Origin of the sequence: Noviherbaspirillum sp., assembly GCF_035627455.1 — a bacterium.
Classification (GTDB): domain Bacteria; phylum Pseudomonadota; class Gammaproteobacteria; order Burkholderiales; family Burkholderiaceae_D; genus Noviherbaspirillum.
Map to the genome: position 1 here is coordinate 1 of NZ_DASPLS010000034.1, position 25,459 is coordinate 25,459.

Annotated in this window: 25 protein-coding genes; 13 read left to right on the forward strand and 12 right to left on the reverse strand. The window is 67.0% G+C overall.

What is annotated here, in order from left to right:
- Positions 1-194: 194 nt before the first annotated feature.
- Positions 195-539 carry a YggL family protein gene (locus VEC01_RS06450; RefSeq protein ID WP_324899910.1) on the forward strand — a complete coding sequence of 115 codons (345 nt, stop codon included), beginning with the start codon at positions 195-197 and terminating at the stop codon, positions 537-539.
- Positions 540-696: 157 nt separating this feature from the next.
- Here the strand turns inward: VEC01_RS06450 and VEC01_RS06455 are convergent, their stop codons facing one another.
- The 5 genes from VEC01_RS06455 to VEC01_RS06475 form a co-directional block, all read right to left on the reverse strand.
- Entirely contained in the window at positions 697-1,815 is a 1,119-nt protein-coding gene (locus VEC01_RS06455; protein WP_324899912.1) for a DUF6765 family protein, read from the reverse strand.
- A gap of 145 nt (positions 1,816-1,960) precedes the next feature.
- Positions 1,961-2,722 carry an ABC transporter substrate-binding protein gene (locus VEC01_RS06460; protein WP_324899914.1) on the reverse strand — a complete coding sequence of 254 codons (762 nt, stop codon included), beginning with the start codon at positions 2,720-2,722 and terminating at the stop codon, positions 1,961-1,963.
- Between the two features lie 13 nt (positions 2,723-2,735).
- Positions 2,736-4,235, reverse strand: coding sequence for a tripartite tricarboxylate transporter permease (locus tag VEC01_RS06465; protein WP_324899916.1), 1,500 nt, complete (start codon positions 4,233-4,235; stop codon positions 2,736-2,738).
- Between the two features lie 3 nt (positions 4,236-4,238).
- Complete coding sequence (locus VEC01_RS06470; RefSeq protein ID WP_324899918.1) at positions 4,239-4,739, reverse strand: tripartite tricarboxylate transporter TctB family protein; 501 nt, start codon at positions 4,737-4,739, stop codon at positions 4,239-4,241.
- On the reverse strand, positions 4,736-5,716 hold the full coding sequence (locus tag VEC01_RS06475; RefSeq protein ID WP_324899920.1) for a tripartite tricarboxylate transporter substrate binding protein: 981 nt from the start codon (positions 5,714-5,716) through the stop codon (positions 4,736-4,738). The genes VEC01_RS06470 and VEC01_RS06475 overlap by 4 nt, the downstream gene beginning before the upstream one ends.
- Positions 5,717-5,888: 172 nt before the next feature.
- Between VEC01_RS06475 and acnA the strand changes: the two genes are divergently transcribed.
- The 3 genes from acnA to VEC01_RS06490 all read left to right on the forward strand — a co-directional run bounded on the left by acnA (position 5,889) and on the right by VEC01_RS06490 (position 9,806).
- Positions 5,889-8,531 (forward strand): aconitate hydratase AcnA, encoded by a 2,643-nt coding sequence (gene acnA / locus VEC01_RS06480; protein WP_324899921.1) that lies wholly within the window; start codon positions 5,889-5,891, stop codon positions 8,529-8,531.
- The gene (locus VEC01_RS06485; protein WP_324899924.1) at positions 8,528-9,400 is read left to right on the forward strand and encodes a GntR family transcriptional regulator; all 873 of its coding nucleotides are present in this window, start codon (positions 8,528-8,530) and stop codon (positions 9,398-9,400) included. Before acnA ends, VEC01_RS06485 begins: the two co-directional genes overlap by 4 nt.
- Positions 9,401-9,539: 139 nt before the next feature.
- Positions 9,540-9,806: a hypothetical protein gene (locus tag VEC01_RS06490; RefSeq protein WP_324899926.1), complete on the forward strand. Its 267-nt coding sequence runs from the start codon at positions 9,540-9,542 to the stop codon at positions 9,804-9,806.
- A gap of 246 nt (positions 9,807-10,052) precedes the next feature.
- Here VEC01_RS06490 and VEC01_RS06495 read toward each other — a convergent pair whose 3' ends face one another.
- Positions 10,053-11,495, reverse strand: coding sequence for a hypothetical protein (locus VEC01_RS06495; protein WP_324899928.1), 1,443 nt, complete (start codon positions 11,493-11,495; stop codon positions 10,053-10,055).
- A 341-nt stretch (positions 11,496-11,836) separates the two neighbouring features.
- Here VEC01_RS06495 and VEC01_RS06500 point away from each other — a divergent pair, with 341 nt between their 5' ends.
- Positions 11,837-13,405 (forward strand): wax ester/triacylglycerol synthase family O-acyltransferase, encoded by a 1,569-nt coding sequence (locus VEC01_RS06500; protein ID WP_324899930.1) that lies wholly within the window; start codon positions 11,837-11,839, stop codon positions 13,403-13,405.
- Between the two features lie 103 nt (positions 13,406-13,508).
- Here the strand turns inward: VEC01_RS06500 and VEC01_RS06505 are convergent, their stop codons facing one another.
- The 3 genes from VEC01_RS06505 to VEC01_RS06515 form a co-directional block, all read right to left on the reverse strand.
- Positions 13,509-14,039 carry a hypothetical protein gene (locus tag VEC01_RS06505; protein WP_324899932.1) on the reverse strand — a complete coding sequence of 177 codons (531 nt, stop codon included), beginning with the start codon at positions 14,037-14,039 and terminating at the stop codon, positions 13,509-13,511.
- Positions 14,040-14,125: 86 nt separating this feature from the next.
- Complete coding sequence (locus tag VEC01_RS06510; protein WP_324899934.1) at positions 14,126-15,064, reverse strand: hypothetical protein; 939 nt, start codon at positions 15,062-15,064, stop codon at positions 14,126-14,128.
- Positions 15,065-15,305: 241 nt separating this feature from the next.
- A complete protein-coding gene (locus VEC01_RS06515; RefSeq protein WP_324899936.1) occupies positions 15,306-16,916 on the reverse strand; it encodes an NAD(P)/FAD-dependent oxidoreductase in 1,611 nt (536 codons plus the stop codon).
- Positions 16,917-17,041: 125 nt separating this feature from the next.
- Here VEC01_RS06515 and VEC01_RS06520 point away from each other — a divergent pair, with 125 nt between their 5' ends.
- The 5 genes from VEC01_RS06520 to VEC01_RS06540 all read left to right on the forward strand — a co-directional run bounded on the left by VEC01_RS06520 (position 17,042) and on the right by VEC01_RS06540 (position 21,000).
- Positions 17,042-17,686 carry a TetR/AcrR family transcriptional regulator gene (locus VEC01_RS06520; RefSeq protein ID WP_324899938.1) on the forward strand — a complete coding sequence of 215 codons (645 nt, stop codon included), beginning with the start codon at positions 17,042-17,044 and terminating at the stop codon, positions 17,684-17,686.
- A 91-nt stretch (positions 17,687-17,777) separates the two neighbouring features.
- Positions 17,778-18,290 carry a TlpA disulfide reductase family protein gene (locus VEC01_RS06525; RefSeq protein ID WP_324899940.1) on the forward strand — a complete coding sequence of 171 codons (513 nt, stop codon included), beginning with the start codon at positions 17,778-17,780 and terminating at the stop codon, positions 18,288-18,290.
- A 213-nt stretch (positions 18,291-18,503) separates the two neighbouring features.
- A complete protein-coding gene (locus tag VEC01_RS06530; protein ID WP_324899942.1) occupies positions 18,504-19,301 on the forward strand; it encodes a 2-keto-4-pentenoate hydratase in 798 nt (265 codons plus the stop codon).
- Positions 19,302-19,310: 9 nt separating this feature from the next.
- Positions 19,311-20,519 carry a DUF2863 family protein gene (locus VEC01_RS06535; protein WP_324899944.1) on the forward strand — a complete coding sequence of 403 codons (1,209 nt, stop codon included), beginning with the start codon at positions 19,311-19,313 and terminating at the stop codon, positions 20,517-20,519.
- A 7-nt stretch (positions 20,520-20,526) separates the two neighbouring features.
- The gene (locus VEC01_RS06540) at positions 20,527-21,000 is read left to right on the forward strand and encodes a cytochrome c (protein WP_324899946.1); all 474 of its coding nucleotides are present in this window, start codon (positions 20,527-20,529) and stop codon (positions 20,998-21,000) included.
- Between the two features lie 10 nt (positions 21,001-21,010).
- On the opposite strand, the gene VEC01_RS06545 is transcribed toward VEC01_RS06540, so the two are convergent.
- A complete protein-coding gene (locus VEC01_RS06545) occupies positions 21,011-21,568 on the reverse strand; it encodes a histidine phosphatase family protein (RefSeq protein ID WP_324899948.1) in 558 nt (185 codons plus the stop codon).
- A 105-nt stretch (positions 21,569-21,673) separates the two neighbouring features.
- Here VEC01_RS06545 and asd point away from each other — a divergent pair, with 105 nt between their 5' ends.
- Entirely contained in the window at positions 21,674-22,519 is an 846-nt protein-coding gene (gene asd / locus VEC01_RS06550; RefSeq protein WP_324899950.1) for an archaetidylserine decarboxylase, read from the forward strand.
- Between the two features lie 13 nt (positions 22,520-22,532).
- Positions 22,533-22,949, forward strand: a complete 417-nt coding sequence (locus VEC01_RS06555) for a secondary thiamine-phosphate synthase enzyme YjbQ (RefSeq protein ID WP_324899952.1) — start codon at positions 22,533-22,535, stop codon at positions 22,947-22,949.
- An 18-nt stretch (positions 22,950-22,967) separates the two neighbouring features.
- Here the strand turns inward: VEC01_RS06555 and VEC01_RS06560 are convergent, their stop codons facing one another.
- Complete coding sequence (locus VEC01_RS06560; RefSeq protein WP_324899954.1) at positions 22,968-23,696, reverse strand: FprA family A-type flavoprotein; 729 nt, start codon at positions 23,694-23,696, stop codon at positions 22,968-22,970.
- A gap of 6 nt (positions 23,697-23,702) precedes the next feature.
- On the reverse strand, positions 23,703-24,308 hold the full coding sequence (locus VEC01_RS06565; protein ID WP_324899956.1) for a TetR/AcrR family transcriptional regulator: 606 nt from the start codon (positions 24,306-24,308) through the stop codon (positions 23,703-23,705).
- Between the two features lie 218 nt (positions 24,309-24,526).
- Here VEC01_RS06565 and VEC01_RS06570 point away from each other — a divergent pair, with 218 nt between their 5' ends.
- Entirely contained in the window at positions 24,527-25,198 is a 672-nt protein-coding gene (locus tag VEC01_RS06570; RefSeq protein WP_324899958.1) for a hypothetical protein, read from the forward strand.
- The last annotated feature ends 261 nt before the right edge of the window (positions 25,199-25,459 follow it).

Below are 25,459 nucleotides of genomic sequence, written 5' to 3' on the forward strand. Positions count from 1 at the left end.
ACGGATGCCGGCAGGGCCAGGAACCGGCGCGTGGAGCTGGTGAAGTTCTGATTTTTCGACCAGAATGGCGGGTCGCGGCGTTTCAGGATGAGAACGGCGCCGCGCGCGACGGGCAGGCGGTGCGCAAAGCGAACGCTGCGATTCCCCATGATTCCCTGCCCGCGTTATCACCCGCATCACACGAAAGGACCAGCATGCCAGCAAAGACAAAAGGCAAATACAACCAGCGCCAGCGCAAGAAACTCAGGCTGGGCGAGTTCCAGGAACTCGGGTTTGAGATCACCGCAAACAGCGCAGCGGCGCTTGCGCCGGATGCGCGCAATGCCTTCATCAACGACCTGGTCGAGGCGGTGGCCGAGCGCGGGCTGCTGTTTGGCGGCGGCTTCAACGATGGCCTCGCGGGCTTTGTCGTGGTCGACGCGATGCGCGGCTCGGTCAGCGAGGAACAGCGTGCGTCGCTGAAGACATGGCTCGAATCGCGGCAGGAACTGCGGGACGTGGTGGTCGGGCCGCTCAAGGATGCGTGGTACAGCACCTGACCGGCCAGTGTTCGGAGCGTCATCCTCTTAGGCAGGGTGCGCTCCGCCCCCCCGCGACAACATTCCCCCGCACATCGCGCCCCCTCCGGCAGGGTGCGCTCCGCGCACCGTCCCCGCCGCAGCGCGCGGCGCGACTTCCGTCCCCCGCCGCCGCACCTCACCCGCCAAGCAAGCCATAGCGCGGCAGCAGCTCATGCAGCACATAGAACTGGTGCGCCTGCAGCGCATCGTGGAACAGTTTCCAATGGCTGGTCTGGAACCGCGGGTGGTAGGGGATCCTGCCGTGCCGCTCGTCGACGTCGACGGCCGTCCCGAGCGCCTCGTGCTTCCACGAGCCCTCCCCCTTCGCGATATAGCGCACCTCGTCGGCGAAGCCGAACGTGCCTTGCGCGATATGCGCGAGCCATGCCTGGTGCCTGAGCTCCCCGTTCTCGTCCAGGGTAACGGTCAGCACGTCCGCGACCCGCGCGAACGCCTCCGGCAACGGATAGGTCTTGTCGAACACCGCATTGCCAACCGAAGGAAATTCGCGGTAGCGGCAAAACACCTGAAACATCTGCTGCGCCGCGTCGACGAAATCCCGCGGGTTGTCGCGCAGCACGCGCTCGCCGTGGCCATTGGTGTAGGACCATTTCAGGTAGGGCCGGTCCGGATAGCTCAGGACTGCGCCGTGGCCGAGCGGCAGCGAGCTGCCGACCCATTTGCTGGCAAGCTGGTCGATCTCATCCTGGAAGAAGTCGATGATGCGCAGCCGCAAGCGCTTCGTGTCGTGTTCGTGCTCCGCTTCCAGGTTCGTCGCGACGTTGACCGGATGCTGGAAACCGACGAAGCCCTGGTGTGCCCAGGTATCGACATAGACGTGCATCGCGATGCCGAGCCGGTACAGCGCGTACGCGCGGTTCTGGCGCTCCACCACCAGCCGCGCGAGGTCTTGCGCGACCGGGCTGTTGGGACGGCAGATGCAGCGGCGCAGGTATTCCTCCCGGTCCAGCGCCGTGTGCGCCGCGGGCGCGGCTTCGCCGTCATTGCCGGGCAGGAAATGGAACGGCAGCCAGGCACGATCGTTGGCGAGCGCGCTGAAGTTCTTGTAGTCGAGCATCTTGTGCGCGGAAGCGATCCGCGTGTAGATCATGCCGTTGTCGAAATAGATTTCTCCCGCCCGGGTGGCGTCGTCGACGTACTGCGCGCTGTGCGCGATGATCCCGGCTTCCTCCCTGCTGAAGCCGGACAGGCGGGCACAGACATAAGTGACGCCGTGGTGGAAATCGATCTGCATGGGTTCTCCCGCGCTCTGGGCAGCCGCAATTCCGGCAAGAAACCTCATTTGAACGCGATCGGGAGCCGAACGCCATACGGTCTTCGGCGTAGCCGGGGCTGCCGGCAGTGCGCGGGGGCCGGATGCCGCCGGCAGCGGCAGAGGTCTAACGGTCTGCCTCTTGTTCATGCGCCGGCGCGACGCTTGCGCCCGCAATGCCGTGGCGCGCGAGCGCCTGCGCGACGAAGCCGGAGGCTTTCATTTCCTCCACAAACCGGATGAGGAAGTCGACCGCAGGCGCCGGCCGGCTCTTCGGCGTCGCCATCGCCTGCCGGATCACCATGAATCGCTCCGGCAAGAGGCGCAGGCCGGCATGGCGCGCGCAGTCCGCCTCCAGTTGCTGCCGCACGCCGGCGGCGACGTCGAGCCCCTCGGCGACAAAGGTATCGACCACCGCCGGCGACGTCGGCGCGCGCACGAGCGCGGCGTGCTTCAGTTCCCGGCTCAGGTACAGGTCATACGCGCTGCCCTTGCCCACCGCCACCCGTATCCCCGGCCTGTCCACCTGCGCATTCGCGCTGATCGGCGAATCCTGCCTGACCAGGTAGCACCCTTCGATCAGCACGTAGGGCGCGGTAAACGCGATTCCCTCGGCGCGCGCCGGGTCGATAGCGACGAATCCGACATCGACCGCGTCCTGCTTCAGCGCGTCGGCGGCTTTGCCGGCGGCGTCGAATACCAGGTGCCGGATCCCCACGCCGAGCCGGGCGGCGAGTTCGTTCGCCAGGTCGACCGACACCCCGTACGGCGTCACGGTGCCAGAATCGGCCTTCGCGAGGATCGGGTTGCCCAGGTTGATCGACGCGCGCAGGACGCCGGTCGGCGCCAGCGCCTGCAGCAGTTCGCCGGAGATGGCCAGGTCCGGCATCGCCTGATCCGCCCTATTCGTCCGCGGCATGGATGCGCCGCAGCCCCTTGAACACGAACGGCGCCAGCAAGGCGAGCACCGCGATCGCAATCATGGTCGCGGAGAACGGATGCTTGAAGAACACGAGGTAATCGCCCAGGCTCACCTGCAGCGCGCGGCGGAACTGGCCTTCCGCCATCGGCCCGAGGATCAGGCCGACGATCATCGGCGCCACCGGGTAATCCCAGCAGCGCATCAGGTAGCCGGTGATGCCGAACACCACCAGCATCGTCAGTTCGACCACCGACGGATTGGCGGCGAGCGTGCCCATCGCGGCAAACACCAGGATGCCCGCGTACAGCCAGGACTGCGGGATCGCGAGCAGCCGCACCCACAGGCCGACGAGAGGAAGATTGAGCACAAGCAGCATCAGGTTGCCGACGAAGAAGCTGGCGATCAGGCCCCAGACCAGTTCCGGATTGGTCGCGAACAGCAGCGGCCCGGGCACCAGCCCGTACTGCTGGAAGCCGGCCAGCAGCATGGCGGCGGTGGCCGAGGTGGGCAGGCCGAGCGCGAGCAGCGGCACCAGCGTGCCGGTGGCGGCGGCGTTGTTTGCCGCCTCCGGTCCCGCCACGCCGGCGATGGCGCCGTTGCCGAACTCGGCGGGATCCTTGGCCAGCTTGCGCTCCAGCGAATAGGAAAGCAGCGTCGGCACTTCGGCGCCGCCCGCCGGCAAGGCCCCGATCGGGAAGCCGAGCATAGTGCCGCGGATCCACGCCTTCCAGGACGCCTTCCAGTCCTTCAGTGTCATCCAGAGCGAGCCGCGCACCGGTTCGATGCGCTCTTCGTGTTCCTTGAAGCGGGTCGCAACATACAGCGCTTCGCCCATCGCGAACAGGCCGACCGCCAGCGTGGTGATCGACACGCCGTCCATCAGGGCCGGGACGCCGAACGCCAGCCGCGCCTGCCCGGTCAGCTTGTCGATGCCGACGAGGCCGAGCAGCAGCCCGAGCGTGAGACTGGTGACGCCGCGCAGCACGGAGTGGCCGAAGGTCGCCGAGACGGTCACGAAGGCGACGGCCATCAGGCCGAAGTAGTCCCAGGGGCCGAATTGCACCGCTAGCTCGACGATGGTGGGCGCCAGCGCGGCGAGGCCGATGGTGGCGATGGTGCCGGCGACGAAGGAGCCGATCGCCGCGGTCGCCAGCGCCGGGCCGCCCCGGCCGTTGCGCGCCATCCGGTGCCCCTCGATCGCGGTCGCGATCGAAGCCGCCTCGCCCGGCGTGTTGATCAGGATTGCCGTGGTCGAGCTGCCGTACATGCCGCCGAAGTAGATGCCGGCGAACATGATGATCGACCCTGTCGGGTCGAGTTTGAACGTCACCGGAAGCAGCAGCGCGACAGTGAGGGAAGGACTGATGCCGGGAAGGATGCCGACCAGCGTGCCGAGCAAGACGCCGATGCCCGCATAGAGCAGGTTGCCCGGCTGCAGCGCAACCCCAAGTCCGTCCGCCAGGAAAGTGAACATTTCCATGATTTAGCCCAGCAGCAAGCGCTCCAACGGGCCGGTCGGCAACGTCAGGGCGAGCACCTTGGTGAAAAACGCATACACGGCCAGGCTCAGGACAAAGCCATACACCGGACCGAAGGAAAGGAGCTTGCGCCCGAAGGCGCAGGCGGTGCAGACGAACAGGATGGTCGATGCCAGGATAAAACCGCCGCCGAACGCCAGCACCGCGATCTGCAGGACCAGGCCGGCGAGCACCCAGGCCAGCGGACCCGGCTTCCCGGTATCCGCGTACGGGACTTCCACGCTTGCGCGGCGCCTGGCCCATGCGGTGACCAGGTGGGCGACGCCGAGCACGCCGAGCAGCGCGCCGGTCAGGCGCATCCCGACGGCGGGCCCGACGCCGTGGCCGACGCCCGCCGCCAGGCGCAGCGAGTCGCCGAGCACCAGCGCCGCCAGGACCAGCAGGACCAGGCCGACGATCAGCGGCGCCCGCCAGGCGGGCAGCGTGTGCGCGCCGCGCCCGGTCATTTCGCCAGGCCGATCGAGGTCAGCACTTCCTTGACGCGCGCCTGGTCGCTTTTCAGGAAGGCGGCGAACTGGTCGGCGGGCAGGTAGGCATCTTCCCAGCCGCGCTGCTTCAGGACCTTCGCCCATTCGGGCGACTTGACCGCCTTTTCCACCGCGGCGCCGAGCGCCTTGCTTTGTTCGGCGCTGATCTTCGGCGGCCCAACGATGCCGCGCCAGTTGACCAGTTCGACGTCCATGCCCTGCTCCTTCAGCGTCGGCACGTCGACGCCCTGCAGGCGCTTGCCGGTAGACAAGGCAATCGCGCGCAGCTTGCCGGCCTTGATCATGCTTTCAAACTCGTTGTAGCCGGATATGCCCGCCGCGACGCGCCCGCCGAGCATCTCGGCCAGCGCCTCGCCGCCGCCGGAGAACGGCACATAGTTCAGCTTGCTGGCGTCACCGCCCGCCGCTTTCGCAATCAGTCCGGCCAGGATGTGATCGGCGCCGCCGGCGGAACCGCCGGCCCATACCACCTTCGAGGTATCCGCCTTCAGCGCGGCGGCCAGATCCTTGATGCTCTTGTGCGGCGAGTTGGCCGGCACCACCACCACCAGCGGATCCGCGGTCAGCCGCGCAATCGGCGTCACCGAATCGAGGGTCACCGGCGATTTGTTGGTCAGCACCGCGCCCAGCATCGTGATGCCCATGGTCATCATCTGGTTGCCGTCGCCGGACGCGTTATTGACGAACTGTGCCAGGCCGACGGTGCCGCCCGCGCCCGGCACATTCACGACCTGCACGTTCTTGGCCGCCCCGGTGGCGACCATGACTTGCTGCAGGGACCGGGACGCGCCATCCCAGCCGCCGCCCGGCGCCGCCGGCGCAATGATCTTCAGCTCCAGCGGAGCCTGGGCGAACGCGGACGCCGAGGCGGCCAGCGCCACTCCCAGCGCGACGGCGCGTGCGGTGATTTCGAACACTCGGTTCAACTTGGACATGTCACATCTCCTTGAAAAGGGCGCCACAAACAGGTGCAGCTTTCATTGTTGTCAGATTTCCGCTGCCTCTCCATGAGACAGAGCAACGAAGCAGCGCGGGCGCTTGCCGGCACACGGTATTTCAATGTAGGACACTTTGCATATTTTTGCCATGATATGCAATAATGGAGTCATGAGCATGCTTCCCACCCTGCCGGCGCACCTGGACGTGAACGGCCGGCGCTTCCGGATCATCGATCTCCCTTCCCTCTTCGGCGCGCATCTGGGCAAACTCCCTCTTGTGCTGCGCATCCTGCTGGAAAACGTCGTGCGCAACATGGACGGCGACGAAAGGGATGCCGCGGTGCGGGCCGTCTTCGGATGGCTCGACCATGGCACCAGCGAGGCGGAAATTCCGTTTCAGCCGTTACGCGTGCTGATGCACGACACCACCAGCACGCCGGCGCTGGTCGACATCGCGGCAATGCGCAATGTACTGGCCGAGCACGGCGTCGACCCGGAGCGCCTGAATCCCGGCGTTCCGGTGGATGTGTCCGTCGATCACTCGCTGGCGGTCGAGGCATACGCGCGTCCGGACGCGGTGATGCTCAACCTGCGGCACGAGATGCGGCGCAATGAAGAGCGCTACCGTTTCCTGCGCTGGGCATCGGCCACGCTGCGCGGCGTGCGCATCCACCCGCCGGGGACCGGCATCATGCATACGATCAACCTGGAGCAGCTGGCGACGGTGGTCGCGGAAGCGGCGCCGGATAGCGATGGCGGCGCCGAGCGCTGGGCGGTGCCCGACACCCTGATCGGCACCGACAGCCATACACCGATGATCAATGGCATCGGCGTGCTCGGCTGGGGTGTCGGCGGGCTGGAAGCGCAAACGGTCATGTTCGGCATGCCCACCATGCTGAGGATTCCCGATGTCGTCGGCGTGCGGCTTACCGGCATGCTCGCGGGCGGTGCCAGCGCCACCGATCTCGCGCTGACCGTCACCCAGCGCCTGCGCGAAGCCGGCGTGACCGGCGACTTCGTCGAATTCTTCGGCCCCGGTGTGGCGACGCTGAGCGCTGGCGACCGCGCGGTGGTGGCCAACATGGCGCCGGAGTATGGCGCGACGACCGGGTATTTCGGCGTCGACCACCAGACCCTGGCCTACCTGCGCGCAACCGGACGCCGCGAAGACGCGGTGGCCCTGGTGGAAGCGTATTGCCGCCGCGCCGGGCTCTGGTTCGAGCCGGATGCGGTGCCGCGATATACCCGCACCGTCGATATCGACCTGACCGCGATCGGGCTGCATGTGGCCGGCCCGCGGCGTCCGCAGGACCTGTTGCCCCTGGCGGAAGTGCCCGCGGTGCTGCGCGGGCACGCGCCGGGCACCGCGCCCGCCATCGGCGGCCTGCCGGAATTTCCTGTCGCCATCGCGTCGATCACCAGTTGCACCAATACCTCCGATCCCCGGCTGCTGGTCGCCGCCGGCCTCGTCGCGCGCAAGGCGCGCGCGCTCGGGATGAAGCCGGCGCCCTGGGTGAAGACCTCGCTTGCGCCCGGCTCGCCGGCGGCGGCGTCCTACCTGAAACGGGCGGGCGTGCTCGCTGATCTCGAAGCGATCGGTTTCGGCATCGTCGGCTATGGATGCGCCACCTGCATCGGCAATTCCGGCGCGCTGACCGGTCCGATCCGGCAATTGATCGGCCAGGGAAGCGGACGGCCGGTCGCCGCGCTGTCCGGGAACCGGAACTTTCCCGGCCGCATACATCCGGATCTCGACCTCGGTTTCATCATGTCGCCGGCGCTGGTGATCATCTTCGCGCTGGCCGGCGAGGCGGGGAAGAACTTCGCCGGCGAGCCGGTCGGCCGGTCGGCGGCGGGCAAGCATGTCATGCTGCGCGATCTGTGGCCGACGCCGGAAGAAATCGACGCCACGCTGGCGGCGGGGCTGGCGCCCGACGACTATCGCCGCGATTTTGCGGCGGCATCGAAGAACCCGGTCTGGCATGCGCTGGACGCGCCAGCGTCGCCGCTGTTCCCGTGGGACGAACGGTCGAATGTGCTGCAGCGGCCGCCGTTCGCGTCGCTGGAAGCCGGCAGCCTGCTCGGCAATTACAGCGCCTATCCGCTGCTGGTCCTCGGCGACGACATCACCACGGATCACATCTCGCCCGCCAGCGCCATCCCGCCGCACAGCCTGGTCGCCGATTACCTGGTGGCGCGCGGCGACGACCGGGGCGACCTGAACGTGTTCGCCTCGCGCCGCGGCAACTGGCAGGTAATGCTGCGCGCGGCATTCCACAACAAAAACGTGGTGAACCTGCTGCGCGCAGGCCTTCCGGTCGCGCACACGGTGCACATCCCGAGCGGCGCGGCGATGCCGGTCTGGGCCGCGGCCGCGCGCTACCGGGAGGACGGCGACGCGGTCGTGATCGTCGCCGGCGAGCGCTACGGCACCGGGTCCTCGCGTGACTGGGCGGCGAAGGGCGTGCGCCTGTTGAACGTCCGCGCCGTGCTGGCGCTGAGCTTCGAGCGGATCCACCGGTCCAACCTGATCGGCATGGGCATTCTCCCGGTCCGGCTGCCGCCGTCATTCCGCGACCTGGCGCCGGTGGCGGCGGGCGACCGCGTCGAAGTGCTGGCCGATGCCGCTTCGATCGCGCCGCGCTGCGCTGTGACGGTACGGATACACCGGGCCGGCGGCACGATTGATACAATCCCGGCCAAAGCCGCGGTCGAAACCCGGCTGGAAGTCGACCTGCTGAAAGCCGGCGGCGTCATTCCCCTCATCCTTGCAAGAACAATCGAAGTAAGCCGGAAAGCAAGCCTGTCATGAAGCCGATCGCCGCGCGCATCGTCGAGATCATCCAGTCCGAGAATCTTGCGGTCGGGACCCATCTTCCGGCGCAGATGCTGGCCGACCGCCTTCGCGTGTCGCGCCAGCCGGTCAACGACGCGCTCGGCCGGCTGTGCGAGGAAGGCATCCTGTCGCGCGAACCGAACCGCGGCTACTTCCTGGCCAGGGTGCCGCTGCAGCCGCTGCCGGCGCTGCAGGAGAACGACCTCGTGACCGCCGCCTATTTCCGCATCGCCGAGGAACGGCTGTCCGGAAAGCTGCCGGATGCATTCACCGAATCGATGCTCAGGCAAAGGTACCGCCTGACCGCGACGCAACTGTCCGCGGTGCTCGGACGCATCGCACAGGAGGGCTGGGCCGAAAAGAAACCCGGCTACGGCTGGGCGTTCTCGTCGATGCTGACCAGTGCGGAAAGCCTGGTGCAGTCCTATCGCCTGCGCCTTGCGGTGGAGCCGGCGGCGCTGCTGGAGCCGGGCTACCGGCTGGACCGGCTGGCAATCGAACGCTGCAAGGCGGCCGAGCTCCATCTGCTGGAAGGCGGCATCGACACCGATACGCCGGACCAGCTGCACGACCGCGGCGTGCGCTTCCACGAAACGCTGGTGGGAGGTTCCGGCAACCCGTTCTTCATCGATACCATCCGGCGCGTGAACCGGGTGCGCCGCCTGCTCTCGTACCGGTCGACGCTGGACCGCAGCCGCTACAAGCAACATTGCAAGCAGCACCTCCATATCCTCGAACTGCTGCAAAAGGAAAGGAACGAGGAAGCGTCGGAGGCGGTGGCGGAGCATCTGCGAAGCACGGTGAAGAACATCACGAAGATCCGGAAACTGCTGGACAAGGCCTAGGCGCGTCTTGCTTGGGCGCAAACCGGTAGTCCTGTGCAAGCGCGGCATGCGTCGCCGTGGAACGAAGCCGGCGGCAGAATGCCAAAGTGGAATGCCTGCCGTAAATGATGTCGCGGCCGGGCTGTCGATTGAGGTTCCAATGTCAGCAATCTTTCCCAAAACCCCGACCCTGTCCAGTGCCGAAACCGATGCCGCGCCGGTGTGCGAATGGGTAATGCCGGTCGACCTGCTGCGGCGGGTATATGCAAAGACCTGCGCCGCGCTGCCGCCGGGCATGCCCGACTGTCTCGAGGTCAGCGTGACGCACTTCCGGGACGGCACCGAGCGCTGTACCGCCGCCATCTATGGCGAGCGCGTATACCTGGTGCATTACGCGTTTACCCCGGACCGGCGCAAAGGGGATTGAGCGGGAGGCGTGCGGGGCGGGACCTGCGTCAAGCACCGGTTCCCGCTCCTGCGATCGCATCCGCCCCGCTTGCCATCGGAGGGACGCACCGGCCACGGTCGCGCAGGCCTTTTCCTGTCGCGCGCCGGCCCCGGGTTCAAAAAGCGCCGATGCAGCCGCTGCCGCGCATGCCGGTGCAATGAAACCGCCGCATCCTTCCGTTCCGGTCATCGCCCGGCCGCTTGCACGTTGCTGCGCCGGAGACGCTCACTTGCCGCGGTCAACCAATCGAATCCCGAGGTAAGCTTCCTCCTTCTTGCCCCGTTTCTGGAAATTCCTGACCGTGATACGGTCGCCGGAGCCTGTCCGTGCGATCGTCAGCGTCTTCCCCGACAAGGCGTAAGTGAACAGCTTGTCTTCGCTCACGTAGACGTCGCCGGACTTCCTGCCACCGGTCAGCACTGTGCCGTCAAAAATGATGCGCCCCGCGCCGTCGTCATCGTCCTGGATGACCTCGTTGCCGCAGCCGGACTGGATGATGTAGGTATCGAAGCCCGCGCCCCCCGCCAGCACGTCGTCGCCGGCTCCGCCGTCCAGGGTATCGTCGCCACTGTCGCCGTACAGGAGATCCGATCCTTCGCCGCCGGCGAGCGAATCATTTCCGCCGCCGCCGGAAAGCACGTCGTCTCCGCCGGCCGCCGTCAGTGTGTCGTCCGACTCGCCTCCCGCCACCGCGTCGGCTACGCCAGTCCCGGACCAGCTGCCGGTTTCATACTTCCCGGTATCGATCGTGCTCCCGCCGGCGTCCCCGCTCGCCTCTGTCTGGGATTGCGCTGCCTGGTAAATGTTCGTGGAAACAAAAGTGCTGTCGTCCATCCGGTCCGCGAGCTCGGGATAGCGGCGCTGCAGGTCATCCAGAATGACAAGCTTTGCGGGGTTCAGGATATCCGTCAGCGTCTGCACGCGCGGAAAGGCAGAAAACCGGGAATCGCGGTTGGCCTCGGCGATGAGGTTTCTTTTCCCCTGCGAGCCGTCGGGATTGACGCCCCAGTTCGATTCGTCGAGGAGGATCCGGTCGCGATTCTTTTGCAGCATCTGATAGACCTGCTGCGCCTCCGCGAGGCCGGGGTCGGCATTGTCGTAGAGGCCGAATATCTGCGATTCGACGAGGCGCCGGATGCGCAGCCCCGCCTCGTATTTGGCGTTGGATCCCCATGCGTTGTAGCGCATTTCGAACCAGGCCGCGGCACGGTCCTGCGCGCGGACCGCATCATAAAATCCGGTCATCTTGCTGCTGACCGTGCCCGCTCCGCGGTTGTAGGTGATCGACACGAAAGCCGCCCTTTCATAGGACAGCGGCATTTCCAGGCTCAGTGCCGGGCCCTCGTACAGCGGGATGCACGCATACAACAGCGCGTTTCCTTCGTCTTGCGTCAGCGTCTTGTCGAACCCGAGCGCCAGCCCGGTTCTTGCGCTCGCATCGGCACTGTCGATGCGTTGAAGCAGGTTCCACTGCGACTGGCTCAGTGCGATGCCTGAAGCCTTCCACAGGCTCACGTTGCCGCTTCTGTTGAACGTATAGCCGTAACCTATCGTTGCCCTGCCGTCTCCTATGTCTTGCACGGTCGCGAGCAGGCTTTCGCTGGTCTTGACCAGCCTGCCCACGTAGATGTTGTAATCCGACTGGCTGAGAGCGCGGTACGTTAACATTTCCCCTCCGATGATGGCTCCGAAATGACTCCATGCGCAATACGGCAGGCGCTGCGATGAAATCGATGCGGACGTACCTCCTGCCTTGCGTGGCGACTTTGTATTTAACCGCCGGCAAAGGTCCCGGTCCATACGGTATTGCCCGTAAGCAGCCTGCCCGGACGTGTGTTCGGTGCCTGGCATATTTCGCTCTGCCGCACGCTTTCCCCGGCCGCTTGCGCCGGTTAGACGTCCCCCTCTAATCCCCCGCCCCGCACCTTTGACGAAAATCCTGCCCCCGCTGCCCGGCTATGAAACACTGACCCGTCCCCCTTCGTCAGTCATCCCACACAGGAGAAGCAATGAAACAACTCAGCGGTCTGGATGCCGCCTTCCTGCATCTGGAACTGCCGGAAATGCCCATGCATATCGGCGCCCTGCATCTGTTCGACCTGCCGCCCGGCTACCGCGGCAACTTCTACGACAACGTGAAGGCCCATGTGGCCAACCGCGTGCACCTGGCGGCGCTGTTCACCAAGAGGCTCGCCAACCTGCCGATGGATTTCGCGAACCCGGTCTGGGTCGAGGACACGGAGGTCGACCTCGACTACCACATCCAGCATGTGGTGCTGCCCGGGCCGGGCAGCATGGCGCAACTGGAAGCCTGCGTCGGGCGCCTGCATTCCCAGTTGCTCGACCGCAGCCGGCCGCTGTGGGAGTTCCACGTGATCGAAGGCTTGAAGTCGGGACAATGGGCGCTCTATACCAAGGTGCACCATGCGGCGGTGGACGGTGTCGGCGCCGGCACGCTGGCGCGCGTGCTGCTCGACCCGACCCCGGAGCTGCGCGAATTCCCGTCAGCGACCGGGCACGATGCGGACCCGCCGGGCATGGGACGGATGGTGGCCGGCGCACTGCGCCACACCGCCGAGCAATACTGGAAGATCGTGAAAACCCTGCCCGCCGCCGCCAGGGCGGCCGGCGCGCTGGTGCTGCCGTCGCGCGCCAGCGGAAGCAAGGGCATCGCCGGCGTGAAGAAGCGCTTCACGCCGGGACCGAGGACGCCACTGAATGTCGCGGTGACCAGCCAGCGCAGCTTCGCGATGGTGCGCGTGCCGCTGGTCGAGGCGAAAGCCGTCGGCAAGGCCTTCGGCGGCAGCCTGAACGACGCGGTGCTGGCGATCTGCAGCGCCGCGCTGCGCCGCTACCTTGCCGCGAAGGATGCGCTGCCGGGCGAGCCGCTGAAGGTGCTGATGCCGGTGAACCTGCGCGCCGAAGGCGATGCGAAGCTGAACAACCAGTTCAGCTTCGCGCTGAGCAGCCTGCCGACCCACCGGGGCGGCGCGCGCGAGCGCATGGAAGAGATCGTGCAGGCGTCGACGTCGATGAAGAGCACGTTCAGCAAGGTAAAGTCGGCGCTGCCGACCGACCTGCCCAGCCTCGGCGTGCCATGGATCATGAGCGGCATAGCGTCGCTGTATCACCGCTCGCGCCTGGCGAACCGGATGCCGCCGCTCGCCAACGTGCTGGTCTCGAACGTGCCCGGCCCGCAGGCGCCGATGTACATGGCCGGCGCGCGCATGGCGAGCTTCTATCCGCTGTCGATCCCGCTGCACGGCATCGCGCTGAACATCACGGTGATGAGCTACAACGGCGCGCTCGACTTCGGCCTGACCGCCTGCCGCCGCGCATTGCCCGACCTGCGCGAGCTGGCGAAATACATGAGCGAGGCGCACCTGGAACTGATGGCGTTGCTGAAGGAGACGGAATTGACGGAGAACGTGACGGTGATGCCGCTGCGGCGCCGGGCGGCGGGCAAGGGCGCGCGATCTGCGCCGCGCTCCCGCGCCACGGTGACGCCCCTGCCGCTGAAGCCGCGCGCCGGCAAGACGGCGGGCCGCGCGAAACGGGCAGCAAGGGCCGCCGCCTGATACCGGCGGATGCTGCGCCTTGTCGACGCGCACAAGGCGCAGCGCGCGTAGCATTCCTCCCGCCGCGCAGTTTCTACGCTTCCTGTTTCTACGCTTCCTGTTTCTACTCTTCCTGTTTCTTCTTCTGTCCCGGCGCGCCGCTCTTGCCGCGCGCGCGGGTTCCGGTTCCCGCATTGTCCCGCGTATAGCCCGATGCGCCCGGCGCCGGGTCGGCGCTGCTGCCCGACGGGCCGGATGCGCTGCTGCCGCTCGGGCCGCTTGCGCTCGCGCTGCTGCCCGGGCCGGTCGCACTGGTCGCCGTGCTGCCGCGCTCGCTTTGCGTGCCGGCGGAGGTGCCGCCGGTGCCGACGGAGGATGCGCCCACGCCGCTGCCGGCGGTCGCGCTGCCGCCGCTGCCGACAGTGCTCGCGCTGCTGGCACTGCTGCCGGTGTTGCCGGCGCTGCCGGAAGTGCTGGTGGTGGTGCTGCTCTCGGCCTTGCGCACCCCGGTGCCGCCGTCTGCGTGGCGGCCCGCGGCAAAGCCGCGGCTTTCCGTGGTGCTGGTCCCGCCGCTGTCCGCACCCTGCGCCTGCGCGTTCATCGCCGCGGCAAGCGCGGCGGATGCGAGCAGGCTCAGGCTGAGTCCGTTCTTCATCTTCAATTCTCCTTTCACGACATGTCGCGCGCAGCCCCTTGCCGTCACGGCGGAAGGGCTGCGCACTTCAGGACACGCTGCGGGTTTTAGCAGCGGCCCTGCTTCTCCAGTCCCGGCGGGCAGTGCTTGTTGCTCTTGCGCTGTTTCTTGTCGCCACGCCGGTCGTCGCTGTCGGCCGCACCTGCGCCGTACGCGCTCGAACCGCCGGTGCCGACGCTGGAGCCGCTGGTGCCGCCGGCGCCTGCAGAAGAGCCGGCGCTGCCCGAGGCGTTATCCGAGCCGGCCGTGATGCCGCTGGTGCCCTGGGTGGTTCCGGCGTTGCCGCTGCCGGCGGCGCTGCCGCCGGTACCGAGCGTGCTGGAGCTGCCGGAGGAACCGCCGGAGCCTGCCGCGCTGCCGCCAGTGCCCAGCGTCGAACCGGTCGAGCCGCCGCCTGCGGAGCTGCCGCCGGTGCCGAGGGTGCTCGAGCTGCCCGAGGAACCGCCGCTGCCTGCCGCGCTGCCGCCGGTGCCCAGCGTCGAACCGGTCGTGCCGCCGCCAGCCGAGCTGCCGCCGGTGCCAAGGGTGCTCGAGCTGCCCGACGAATCACCGCTGCCTGCCGCGCTGCCGCCGGTGCCCAGCGTGGAGCCGGTCGTGCCGCCGCCTGCGGAGCTGCCGCCCGTACCGAGGGTACTGGAGCTGCCGGAGGAACCGCCGGAGCCTGCCGCGCTGCCGCCGGTGCCCAGCGTGGAACCGGTCGTGCCGCCGCCTGCGGAGCTGCCGCCGGTGCCAAGGGTGCTCGAGCTGCCCGACGAATCACCGCTGCCTGCCGCGCTGCCGCCGGTGCCGAGGGTACTGGAACCGCCGGAAGAACCGCCACTGCCGGCGGCACTGCCGCCCGTGCCCAGCGTCGAGCTGGCGGAGCCGTTGCCGGCGCTGCTGCCGCCGGTGCCAAGCGTGGTGCCCGACTGGGCAAAAGCGGTGGCGGAAGCCGCCGCGATCAGCGCCGCGGCGAGAGTTGAAAGTCCAGCGTACTTGCTTCGCATTCAGATTCTCCTGTTGATGTGAACAACATGCCTGCGCGCCGTCTTGCCTGCCGGTGATCCGGCCAGCGCTGACGCGCAAGCGTGTCCCCAATGGAGTCGCCCTGCGGGAATGCGGTTCTATCCATCTCGTAACAAATTGTCAGCGAGGGAGGAGTGGCTTGACGCGGATACAGAAGAAAAACAGCGGTGCGCCGGGTGGGAAGACGACTGCGCTGCGCAGCCTGGCGCGCCGCCGATTCCGCTATGTCCGCACCGGTTCCGGCGTGCCCGCCGCGCGCCTGCGGCTGCCGCGTTCCGCTTGCGTCATCTTCTTCATCAGCCGGAAGAAGCCGAACGGACCGAGCAGCACGCCGGCGGTTTTCACGCCGCCGATCATCGCGCCGACCACGCCCGGCGACATCACGTCGCATCCGGTCAGGTACAGGTTCTTCACCGGCGACTGCGCATGGGTCCAGGGCTGGAACAGCCGCTCCGCCGTCGCCGGCAGGCCGTAGAACTCGCCATGCGGATTGCCCTGGAAATGCTCCATCGTCAGCGGCGTCGACACGTCGATGTAGTCGACCAGGCCGGCGAAGCCGGGTATGCGGCGGTCGACCTTCGCGATCAGCTCGCGCGCGATATGCTGCTTGAGCTGTTCGTAATCGGCGCCGCGCTTCTTCCAGCGGCCGCCGGCCCATTGCGCGAAGCGTTCGTAATGCGCGAAGGTGATGATCTCGGCGGTGTGCGACTTCGCCTGCGGGTTCTTCATCGACGCGAAGGACAGGTAGTAGCCGAGCGCGGCGATGCCGGCGGCGGCGGCCTTGTTGTGGTCGTAGCCGTCGTAGACCCAGTGGTTTTCGCCGCGGATGCCGAGCGTGGACGGCGAGTCCTTCAGGCCGAGGTAGACGCTGATCGCGCTGGTGCCCGGCGGCAGGCTGGCAAGGCGGTCGCGGAACGGGATCGGGATCCGGCGGGGAATCAGTTTGAGATAGGTATTGACCGCCCCGGCGCCGGAAATCACGAGCGGCGCGCGGTAGTCGACCGGCGGTCGGTTCGGCTTGAGCGTGGCAATCGCGCGCGCGCCGGTGGCGCGTCCCTTCTCGATCAGGATTTCGGTGACCGTCTTGCCGGACAAGACCTGGCCGCCGGCGCGTTCGATCACCGGGATGATGGCGCGCGCGATTGCTTTGGCGCCGCCGACCGGGTACCAGCCGCCGCGCCAGTAATGGGTGACGACCAGCGCATGCATGCCGAATGCCGCCTTGGCCGGCGGCAGGCCGTAGTCGCCCCACTGCGATGCGAGCAGCGCCTTGAGCTGCGGATCCCGGAAATGCCGGTTCAGGTAATCCTCGACCGTGAGCGCGGCCAGTTCCCCCTTCCAGCGGAACGCCAGCTTCAGGAAAGGCCGCAGCGCCGCCGGCATCGCGTCACCAAGATGGCCCAGCGAGTACCACGCGGCGGCCGCCTTCACATCCTCGAAATACTGCGCGATCGCGGCGCGCTCGGCCGGATAGCGGTCGGCCAGCCGTTCGCGGTAGAGCACCGGATTGGACGGAACCTTGAATTCGAAATCCGGGTAGACGAATTTCTCGAACTCGTCCGGCATCTTGTTCCATTGCAGGCGGCCTTCGGTCAGATAGTCGAACACCGCCTTGCCGCTGCCCTTGTCCATGCCGCCGATGTAGTGCAGGCCGACATCGAACTCGTACTTTCCCTTGCGCTTGAATTCATGGGTCTGGCCGCCGATGTTGAAATGCTTTTCCAGCACCAGCACCCGCTGGCCGCGCTCCTTCGCGAGCAGGGCGGCGGCGCTGAGCGAACCGATGCCGGAGCCGATCACGATCGCGTCGTACTTGTCATTGCCCATTTGCATCAAATGTCCTCCAAGGCGGTTGGGCGACATACATGTTATCGCCGCTTACATTCACGCTTCAAGATAGTCCTGAAAAGCGGCACCGTCAATTAAAATGTGATCATTGATTACTTTACTCACGCCTCATGACCAAGACCACCAGGACTTACCATCATGGCGACCTGCGCAATGCACTGATGGACACGGCGCTCGCCCATATCGAAGCGGCGCGGGAAGTCAGCTTCACCTTGCGCGAGCTGGCCGGCGCGCTTGGCGTGAGCAGCGCCGCGCCGTTCCGGCATTTCCCGAGCAAGCGCGCGTTGCTGGCTGCGCTGGCGGAAGCGGGATTTGCGCGGCTGGCCGCGCGCTACGACGAACTGGATGCCGCCTTCGGCGCCGACCCGGTCGACTGTTTCCGCCGCAAGGGGGTCGCGTACGTGCAGTTCGCGGTGTCGCATCAGGCCTATTTCCTGACGATGTACCACCCCGACCTGGGCGACAAGAGCGAGTTTCCGGCGTTAAAGGCGGCGTATGACCGCGTGTTTTCCAGCATGCGGACGACGGTCGCGGCCTGCCGCGAGAAAAACCTGCTGCGCGACTTCGACGTCGGGCAGATCACGCTGACCGCGTGGTCCACGGTGCACGGCCTGGCGTCGCTGCTGATCCAGGGCCAGCTGGACGATCTCGGCACCGACGCGACGGACGAGGCGGCGACACGCGCGGCGGAAGCGGTGACGATGATCACCGGCATCGGATTCCTGAAGCCGGGACGGGCCGCGTCGAAAAAGTAGGGACAGCCCGCTCCTGGTATTTTTGCTGCCGCACGGCATGCACGAATACCGGCGCGGGTGCATACTTCCGCTACGTCCCCGGAGAAAATTCATGCATCCCGCTTCGCCCCGCCGCCGCCTGCTGGTGGCACTGCTCGCGCTGTTTCCCGCCCTGTCCGCCGCCCTGACAGCCGGCGCCGCGCGTGCCGCCGAAGCCGGCCCAGCGCCGCGCCTCGAAGCCGAATTGCTAGATGGCAGCCGTTTCTCCCTGGCGCAGCGGCGCGACGGCATCACGCTGGTATCGGTGTGGTCGCCGGAATCGCTGTCTTCGCGCAAATGCATATGGGAATTGCAACGCTTCGCCACGGCGTACGACGCGCGCGGGGTGCAGGTGCTCGCCGCCTCGACGCTGGACAACCCTGCCGCGCTGCGCGCCTTCGTTGCCGAGCGCAAGCTGACGCTGCCAGTAGGCATACTCCGCGGGCATGAGCTTGGCCCGCTGGACGAGCTGCGCTTTCCGCTGGTCTATGTGTTCGATCGTAACGGCCAGCTGCGCGCCGCGCATGCCGGGCTGTACTCGATGCGGGTGCTGGAACGGCTGGTGGCGCCGCTGCTTCCGCCCTGACGGCGACATCCTGTTTCTGCCGGCAACGTCTTTACTTCCGGGCCTCACCGCAAGGAGCCGCCCAACAGCAGCGTTGATCTGCACCAGCGCTGCCAACGCCTGCGAAACCAATGACAGCCGGATGCGGCGCTTCCGCCGGGCGCCGGCGATCGCAGGGTTGGCGCGGATGGCCGGGCTTGGCTACACTCCTTCTTTTCGAGAGGAGAGCTGCCGATGACCCCGAACGCACTGCTGGACTGCCAGGACCAGGGCCGCCTGTGGCCGCATCCGCCGGGCGCGGTCGGCGGCGCCGACCTCGATGCCGCCTACCAGCAGGCGCTGGCGGTGCGGGCGCTGCGCGTCGCGCGCGGCGAGCGCCCGGTCGGCTACAAGATCGGCTTCACCAACCGCACCATCTGGACGCGCTACAACGTGTTCGCGCCGATCTGGGGTCCGGTGTGGGACAGCAGCGTGCGCCACTGCGACGGCAGCGGCACGCTTTCCCTGGCCGGCACCTGCCAGCCGCGCCTGGAGCCGGAGATCGTGTTCGGCATGCGCGCGACGCCGAAAGCCGGCGCGACGCCGGACGAGCTGTTCGATGTGGTCGAATGGCTCGCGCCCGGCTTCGAGGTGGTACAGTCGCACCTGCCAGACTGGAAGTTCAGCGCCACCGATACCGTGGCCGACTCCGCGCTGCATGCGCGCCTGCTGGTCGGCGCGCGGCTGCCGCTGCGCCGGCTCGCGGCTTCCGCCGCCGGACTCGACAGCCTCCTGGCCGCCGCCGAGGTCGAATTGCTGCACGACGGAAGCATGGTGGAGCGCGGCTGCGGCGCCAACGTGCTCGACAGTCCGCTGCAGGCGCTGCACCACTTCCTGGGCGAGCTGCGCCGCTGCCCCGGCGCGCCGGACCTGCAGCCCGGCGATGTGGTGACCACCGGCACCTGGACCGATGCCTGGCCCGTCGAGGGCGGGCAAACCTGGACCGCGCGCTTCAGCGCGCCGCTCGGCGCGCTCACCGTGACGCTTACCTGACAAGAGACGATGAAGAAGACAAAAACCCCGCCGTCCGCGAAATCCGCGCCGCCGGCAGAAGAGCGAGACGAAGCGCTGGCCGACCGCCTGGTCGCGCTGGCGATCGACCTGCGCGAATCCGATGTCTATGCGCAGTTGCCCGAGCCGCTGCAAAAGGCACAGGCCGACCTGCGCAGGACGGTACGGAAATGCCTGCAGCAGCAGCGCGAACAGGCGCTCGATGAAGCGCTGGAGCGCAGCTTCGAGGAAGACGACAAGGCCTACCGCGTGCTGCGCGAGAACGTGGAAGAACTGTCCGGCACGCTGCTGCTGCGCCGCGAGGACGGCCCGGAGCTGGAAGTGAACGCCTTCGTCGTGCCGCTGTTCGTACGCACCGCCGGCGGGCTGCGCAGCGAGCAATGTTTCCAGGACGAGCAGGCCTTCGCGGCGCTGCGCGACAGTTTCCAGGAAGGCGGGCTGGAAAGCCGCAAGGCGCAGGTGGTGCTGGTCAGCCACGCGTATCACCTCGATGAAATCGAACGGATCGGCTATTGCCAGCTCAACCAGATGGTGCATGAAGCCTGCGAGGCGATGACGCGCAGGAAGGCGCCGGCGGCCGAGGCGATCGCGCGCAGCATGCGCGGCTGGCCGGCGTCCGGTTTCGGCGCGGAAGACAGCGCGCTGGAATTGCGCTTCCTGCTCGGCTTCGCGTTGAAGAGCATGGACGATCCGTTCTACCACGTGCCGGAGAAGGAGGCCGCCGCCGACCGCTACTTCGAGGCGCGCGCGGAACGTTTCCGGAAATGGTCGCAACAGGTGCTGCCGCTGCTCAGGCGCTGCCTGGTGACGGACGGGCGTGACATGCAGATCGATTTCCTGTACCAGGACTTGTTCCACGGGGGCAAGGAAGCAGCGCTGCGCGAACTGGAGATGCTGGGGCTGCTGAACGAACTGCAACAGATGCTGGAGACGCAGGGCCTCGCGCCGCAAGACGTCAGCGCGATCGTCGGCCCGACCGAGGCGGACGACGGCGACGCATTGCGGGTGAGCCTGCAGGCGAAGGCGACCAACGCGCCGCTCGGCGCAATCGACAAGCCGCTCGCGCGCTCCGAGGCGGTCGAGGCGGCGGTCGCGGACCTGGCGGACGGCCTGGAGAGCGTCGGCATCGCGGAAGTGCTCCTCACGCGGCGCTTCGACATCGACGGCGCGCCCGCCGGCATCCGCCCCTACCGCAGGTGAGCCGCGCATGAACAGGAAGCTTTTGCTGGCCGCTGCGATCGCGGCTGCAGCAGTCGGCACCGTCGGGCTGCTGCGCCAGGGACAGGCGCCGGATACGGCCTACATCGATCCTGCGGACAAGGAGCTCGTTTCCCGCGGCAAGCCGGTGTATGCACAGCACTGCGCCGCCTGCCACGGCGCCAACCTGGAAGGCCAGCCGGAATGGCGCAAGCGCCGCGCCAACGGCCGGCTGCCGGCACCGCCGCACGACGAGACCGGCCACACCTGGCATCATCCGGACCGGGTGCTGGTCGATATCGTGAAGCATGGACTGGTGCCGGGCAAGACGGCGCCGGACGGATACCAGAGCGACATGCCCGGCTATGCCGCCGCGCTCTCGGACCTGGAGATCAACGCGGTGCTGGCCTACATCAAGAGCCGGTGGCCGGCCGAGGTCCTGGAAATGCAGAAGAACGTGACCCTGCAGCAGGCAAACAAGTAGGCGCCCGCGCTCACGGCACCTTCAGCCGGCCGACCAGCGTCAGCCCTCTTCCCTTCCGCGCCGGCCGGGCGATGATGATCTCGCCCGACGCCACCGCTTCCCCGGTCAGCGCCGTGATGTTTACCTGGTGCGTAACCAGCATCAGGTTGCGCGGCGGGCTGACGCCGGCTGCCAGTGCCAGCACCTGCGCGCTTTGCGTCTCCCTTTTTTCCGGCGCATCGAACAGCGAGTTCAGCGCCGGCCAGACGCTGGCGCGGCCGAAGGCCAGCGTCGCGGTGTCGGTGCAGCGGCACCAGGCGCTGCTGCGCACCTCGTCGAGCCTGATGCCGCGCGCGCGAAACGCCTCGCCGGTGCGCGCCGCCTGCGCCCTCCCGTCGCCGGAAAGATTGCGCTGCGTGCTGCAGTCGCCCAGCGTAAATCCGGGCGGGTCGCCCACCCCCGGCTCCGTTTGCGCATGCCGCATCAGCAGCACATAACCGCCGGCGGCAAGCTGTTTCCACAACGCGTCGTCGGCGCAGGCGGCCGTACCGAGCAGCCAGGTCAACAGTCCAATGACAAGGTGTCGCATCTCGTGTCTCCGGTGGCAGGGGCGGCGCCGCGGTCCGGACGGGCCGCGGCGCCACACATGAAGCTATAATCGGGCCAACTCATTCCCTCAAGGCAGCTCGCACCCATGCGTTTTTCCGTATTGCATCAATATCTACTTCCCAAACAAGCCCTGACCGAACTCGCCGGGCGCTTCGCGTCGGCCGCCGGCGGCCGTTTCACGCCGCACGTGATCCGCTGGTTCGCAAAGAAGTACGGCGTCAACATGGAAGAAGCGCTCAATCCCGATCTTGCGAGCTATCCCAGCTTCAATGAATTTTTCACACGCGCACTGCGCGACGGCGCGCGTCCGCTCGCCGATGCCGATTTCATCTGCCCGGTGGACGGCGCGATCAGCCAGTTCGGTTCGATCGAGCATGACCAGATCTTCCAGGCCAAGGGCCACCGCTATACCACCACCGCGCTGGTCGGCGGAGACAGCGCGCTGGCTGCACAATTTGACCACGGCAGCTTCGCGACGTTGTATCTCAGCCCGCGCGACTACCATCGCATCCACATGCCCTGCGATGCCAGGCTGACGCGCATGATCTATGTGCCCGGCGCGCTGTTCTCGGTCAATCCGGTCACCGCGCGCGGCGTGCCGGGCTTGTTTGCACGCAACGAACGCGTCGTCTGCGTGTTCGAGTCGGCGCACGGCCCCTTCGTGCTGGTGCTGGTGGGCGCCACCATTGTCGGCAGCATGGCCACGGTATGGCATGGCGTGGTGAATCCGCCGCGCGGCGGCACGGTGCGCGAGTGGCACTACCAGGACAAGGATGTGCTGCTGAAGAAAGGCGAGGAAATGGGGCGCTTCCTGCTCGGCTCGACCGTGGTGATGCTGTTCCCGCGCGGCGTGATCGAGTTCAATCGCGAGTGGCTTTCCGAGCGTGCGATCCGCATGGGCGAGGCGATGGGCCGCAAGCCGGCCGCATGATCGCGGAGCACGCATGAGCCGCCAGTCCATCCTCGAGTTTTCGACGCCGGGCCGCGGCACCCGCAATATCACCGATGCGGTGGCGAAGGCGGTGTCGGATGCGGCCATGCAGACCGGGGTCGTGCATGTGTTCGTGCAGCACACCAGCTGTTCGCTCACGATCACCGAAAATGCCGACCCCGATGTACGGCGCGACCTCGACACGCTGCTCGGCCGGCTCGCGCCCGACGGCGATCCCGCCTACCGGCACGACCTCGAGGGGCCGGACGACATGGCCTCGCATGCGCGCAGCGTGCTGACCGACACCTCCCTGACCATTCCGATAGGGGGTGGCCGCATGCTTCTCGGCACCTGGCAAGGCATCTATCTGTGGGAGCACCGCACCAGCCCGCAGCGGCGCCGCGTCGTGGTCACGGTGCTCGGCGCCTGAATCCTCCCCGTTTTTTGCTCAGTTCGGGCTGACCCGCTCGGCCAGCTTTTGCAGCAGCATCGCGCCATTGCCGCGCCAGGCGCTGCCATGCATGCAGGCCAGCGTCGACGGCTGCAATTCCGACAGGCGGCGCAGGTGCATCCGCGTGTCGGGACTGTGCGCGAAGTAATCCATCTGCAGGCGGAAGGCTTCGCTCGGTTCAAGGATGTCGTCCTCGGTGACCGGCGCATGCTCATGGCCGGGCTGGGTGAACAGGTCGCCGCACAGCAGCGTGCGCGTGGTTTCCTCGTAGGCCATCGCACATTCCCAGCCGTGCGGCAGGTGCGGCGTGGCGAACCAGCGTACCCGGTGCCGTCCCAATTCCAGCACTTCGCCGTCCGCCATCGGCTTGGCCTCGCGGATCGCGAGATCGTTGATCGACACCATCGCCGCCACCTCGCTGCAGACCGGCACCGCGCGCGGCGCGGCGGCGAGGAATTCATTGAGCGCGCCGCACTCGTCGGATTCCACATGCGAAAACCCGATATAGGCGAGCGAAGACAGCGGAAGCACGCGCTCGACCGCGGCGCTCACGTCCGCATACAGCCGGCGCGGCCCGGTGTGGTAGAGCATCGGCTTGTCGTCCGCGATCAGGTACTGGTTGAAGGAGAAACCGCCCGCCATCACTTCCGGCGGCACCGGAGTGAAGATGCGGTAAATGCCGTCCGCGATTTCGTCGATGGTTGTGGAGGAATTCATCGTTGCCATGGTGCGTCACTCGCTTTCAGGTGAGGAGGAAACAATGCGCTGCAACGCAAGGAGCGCAGCGCGGCTGACTGCCCTGGGCTTGCCCAGGCGTTGATGCAATTGCTGCCAGGTGCCGTAATCGAGGATGACGATCGCCAGCGCGAGCACGGCTTGCGGAATGCCGCGCGGGTAGAGATCCGCGAGTACGGCCTTGACCAGGCTTTCCAGTTCCTGCGCGCCTTCCTCGGCAATCCGCGCCAGCTCGGGCAGGAACGGCGCGTCGACCGCCATCCAGCGGGACCAGGGATGGAAATACTGATAGCGCGCATGCAGCGCGTCGACCAGGCACGCCAGGCGCATGCCGGTGTCGGGCGCGGCAAGGATCGCCTCCCGGTCCAGCACCGGCGCCGCGCCGGCGACTTCGCCGATGCAGTGCGGCAGCAGGTCGTTGCGGGTCGGGAAATGCTTGTACACCGTCGGCACCGACACGCCGGCGCGCGCGGCGATTTCGGCATGACTGGTTGCCATCGCGCCTTTTTCTGCATGCAACGCGACGGTGGCGGCGATGATGCGTCGCAGGGTTTCGGCTTCTGCGTCCTTGCGCACGGTGCTGTTATAGGGTCTCGGTGCCATGTCTTCGGTTCTTTTCAATTAAATTTAATTTAAATCGTTTAAAAGCATATTAATCGAAAAGCCGGACAGCGCAAGGATTTTTTATGCCGTTTTCCGCGTCTAAAAAGCCGTGTCCGCAAGCTGAGGCATTTGCGGAAATCATTTGCGGCAAGAAACCCGAGGCGGCCGGAACGCATGCGTCCCATGCAGGGTCGCTCCTATCGCAAAACGGAGCAAGAATGAAGAAAAACCTGGTATGGGCCTTACTGGCGGCGGGATTCGGATGCGCGGCGCCGGCGCAGGCGCAGGTCGGCCTGACGGCGAGCGTCGGAACCGGCGGCCTCGGCCTGCATGCGAGCGTGCCGGTGCACCCGCAGATGCATGCGCGCTTCGGCGTGAACGCATTGAACTACTCCTACGACGGCAGCACGACGAATGTCGATTACGACTACCGCCTCAAGCTGCGCACCTTCGACGCCCTGCTCGATTACTTCCCAAATGAAAGCGGACTGCGGCTGAGCGCCGGCGTCGTCTACAACGGCAACAAGATCGACGCGCACGGCCGCCCGACCGCGGCCGGGACGTATAGGCTCAACGGCCGAAGCTATCCTGCCGCAACCGCCGGTACGCTGGAGGGGCGGGTCGATTTCCGCAACCTGGCGCCCTATCTCGGCGTCGGCTGGGGCAACCCGGCCGCCAAGGAAAAGGGCTGGGCCTTCAGCGCCGACCTCGGCGTGCTGTTCCAGGGCTCGCCGCGCACTTCGCTCGCGAATGTTGGCTGCACCGCGCCGGTGCTGGTCTGCACGCAGCTTGCGGCCGACGTCGCGGCGGAAAACCGCGAGCTGCAGGATGACGTGAACGACTTCAAGGCCTATCCGGTGGTGCGCCTGGGTGTGAGTTACCGGTTCTGACCAAAAAAAGCGCTCCGGGGAGCGCTTTTTCATTGAAGGCGGCTTGCTTGCGGATGCCGGGCGCAAACAGGGATCATCGACGCGCATCCCCTCGCTGCGGTCCGGCCCGATCGCCGTGCCCGCTGCGGCCCCTTCCTTCCTTGCCGGTCGCGATCCCGACGATCTTTTTCGCGGCCGGATAACCGTCCACGCGCCGATTAACCACTGCGTGTTCCGCATCGCAGAACACGCAAGGCCGCAACACTGCGCTGCAGCATGCCA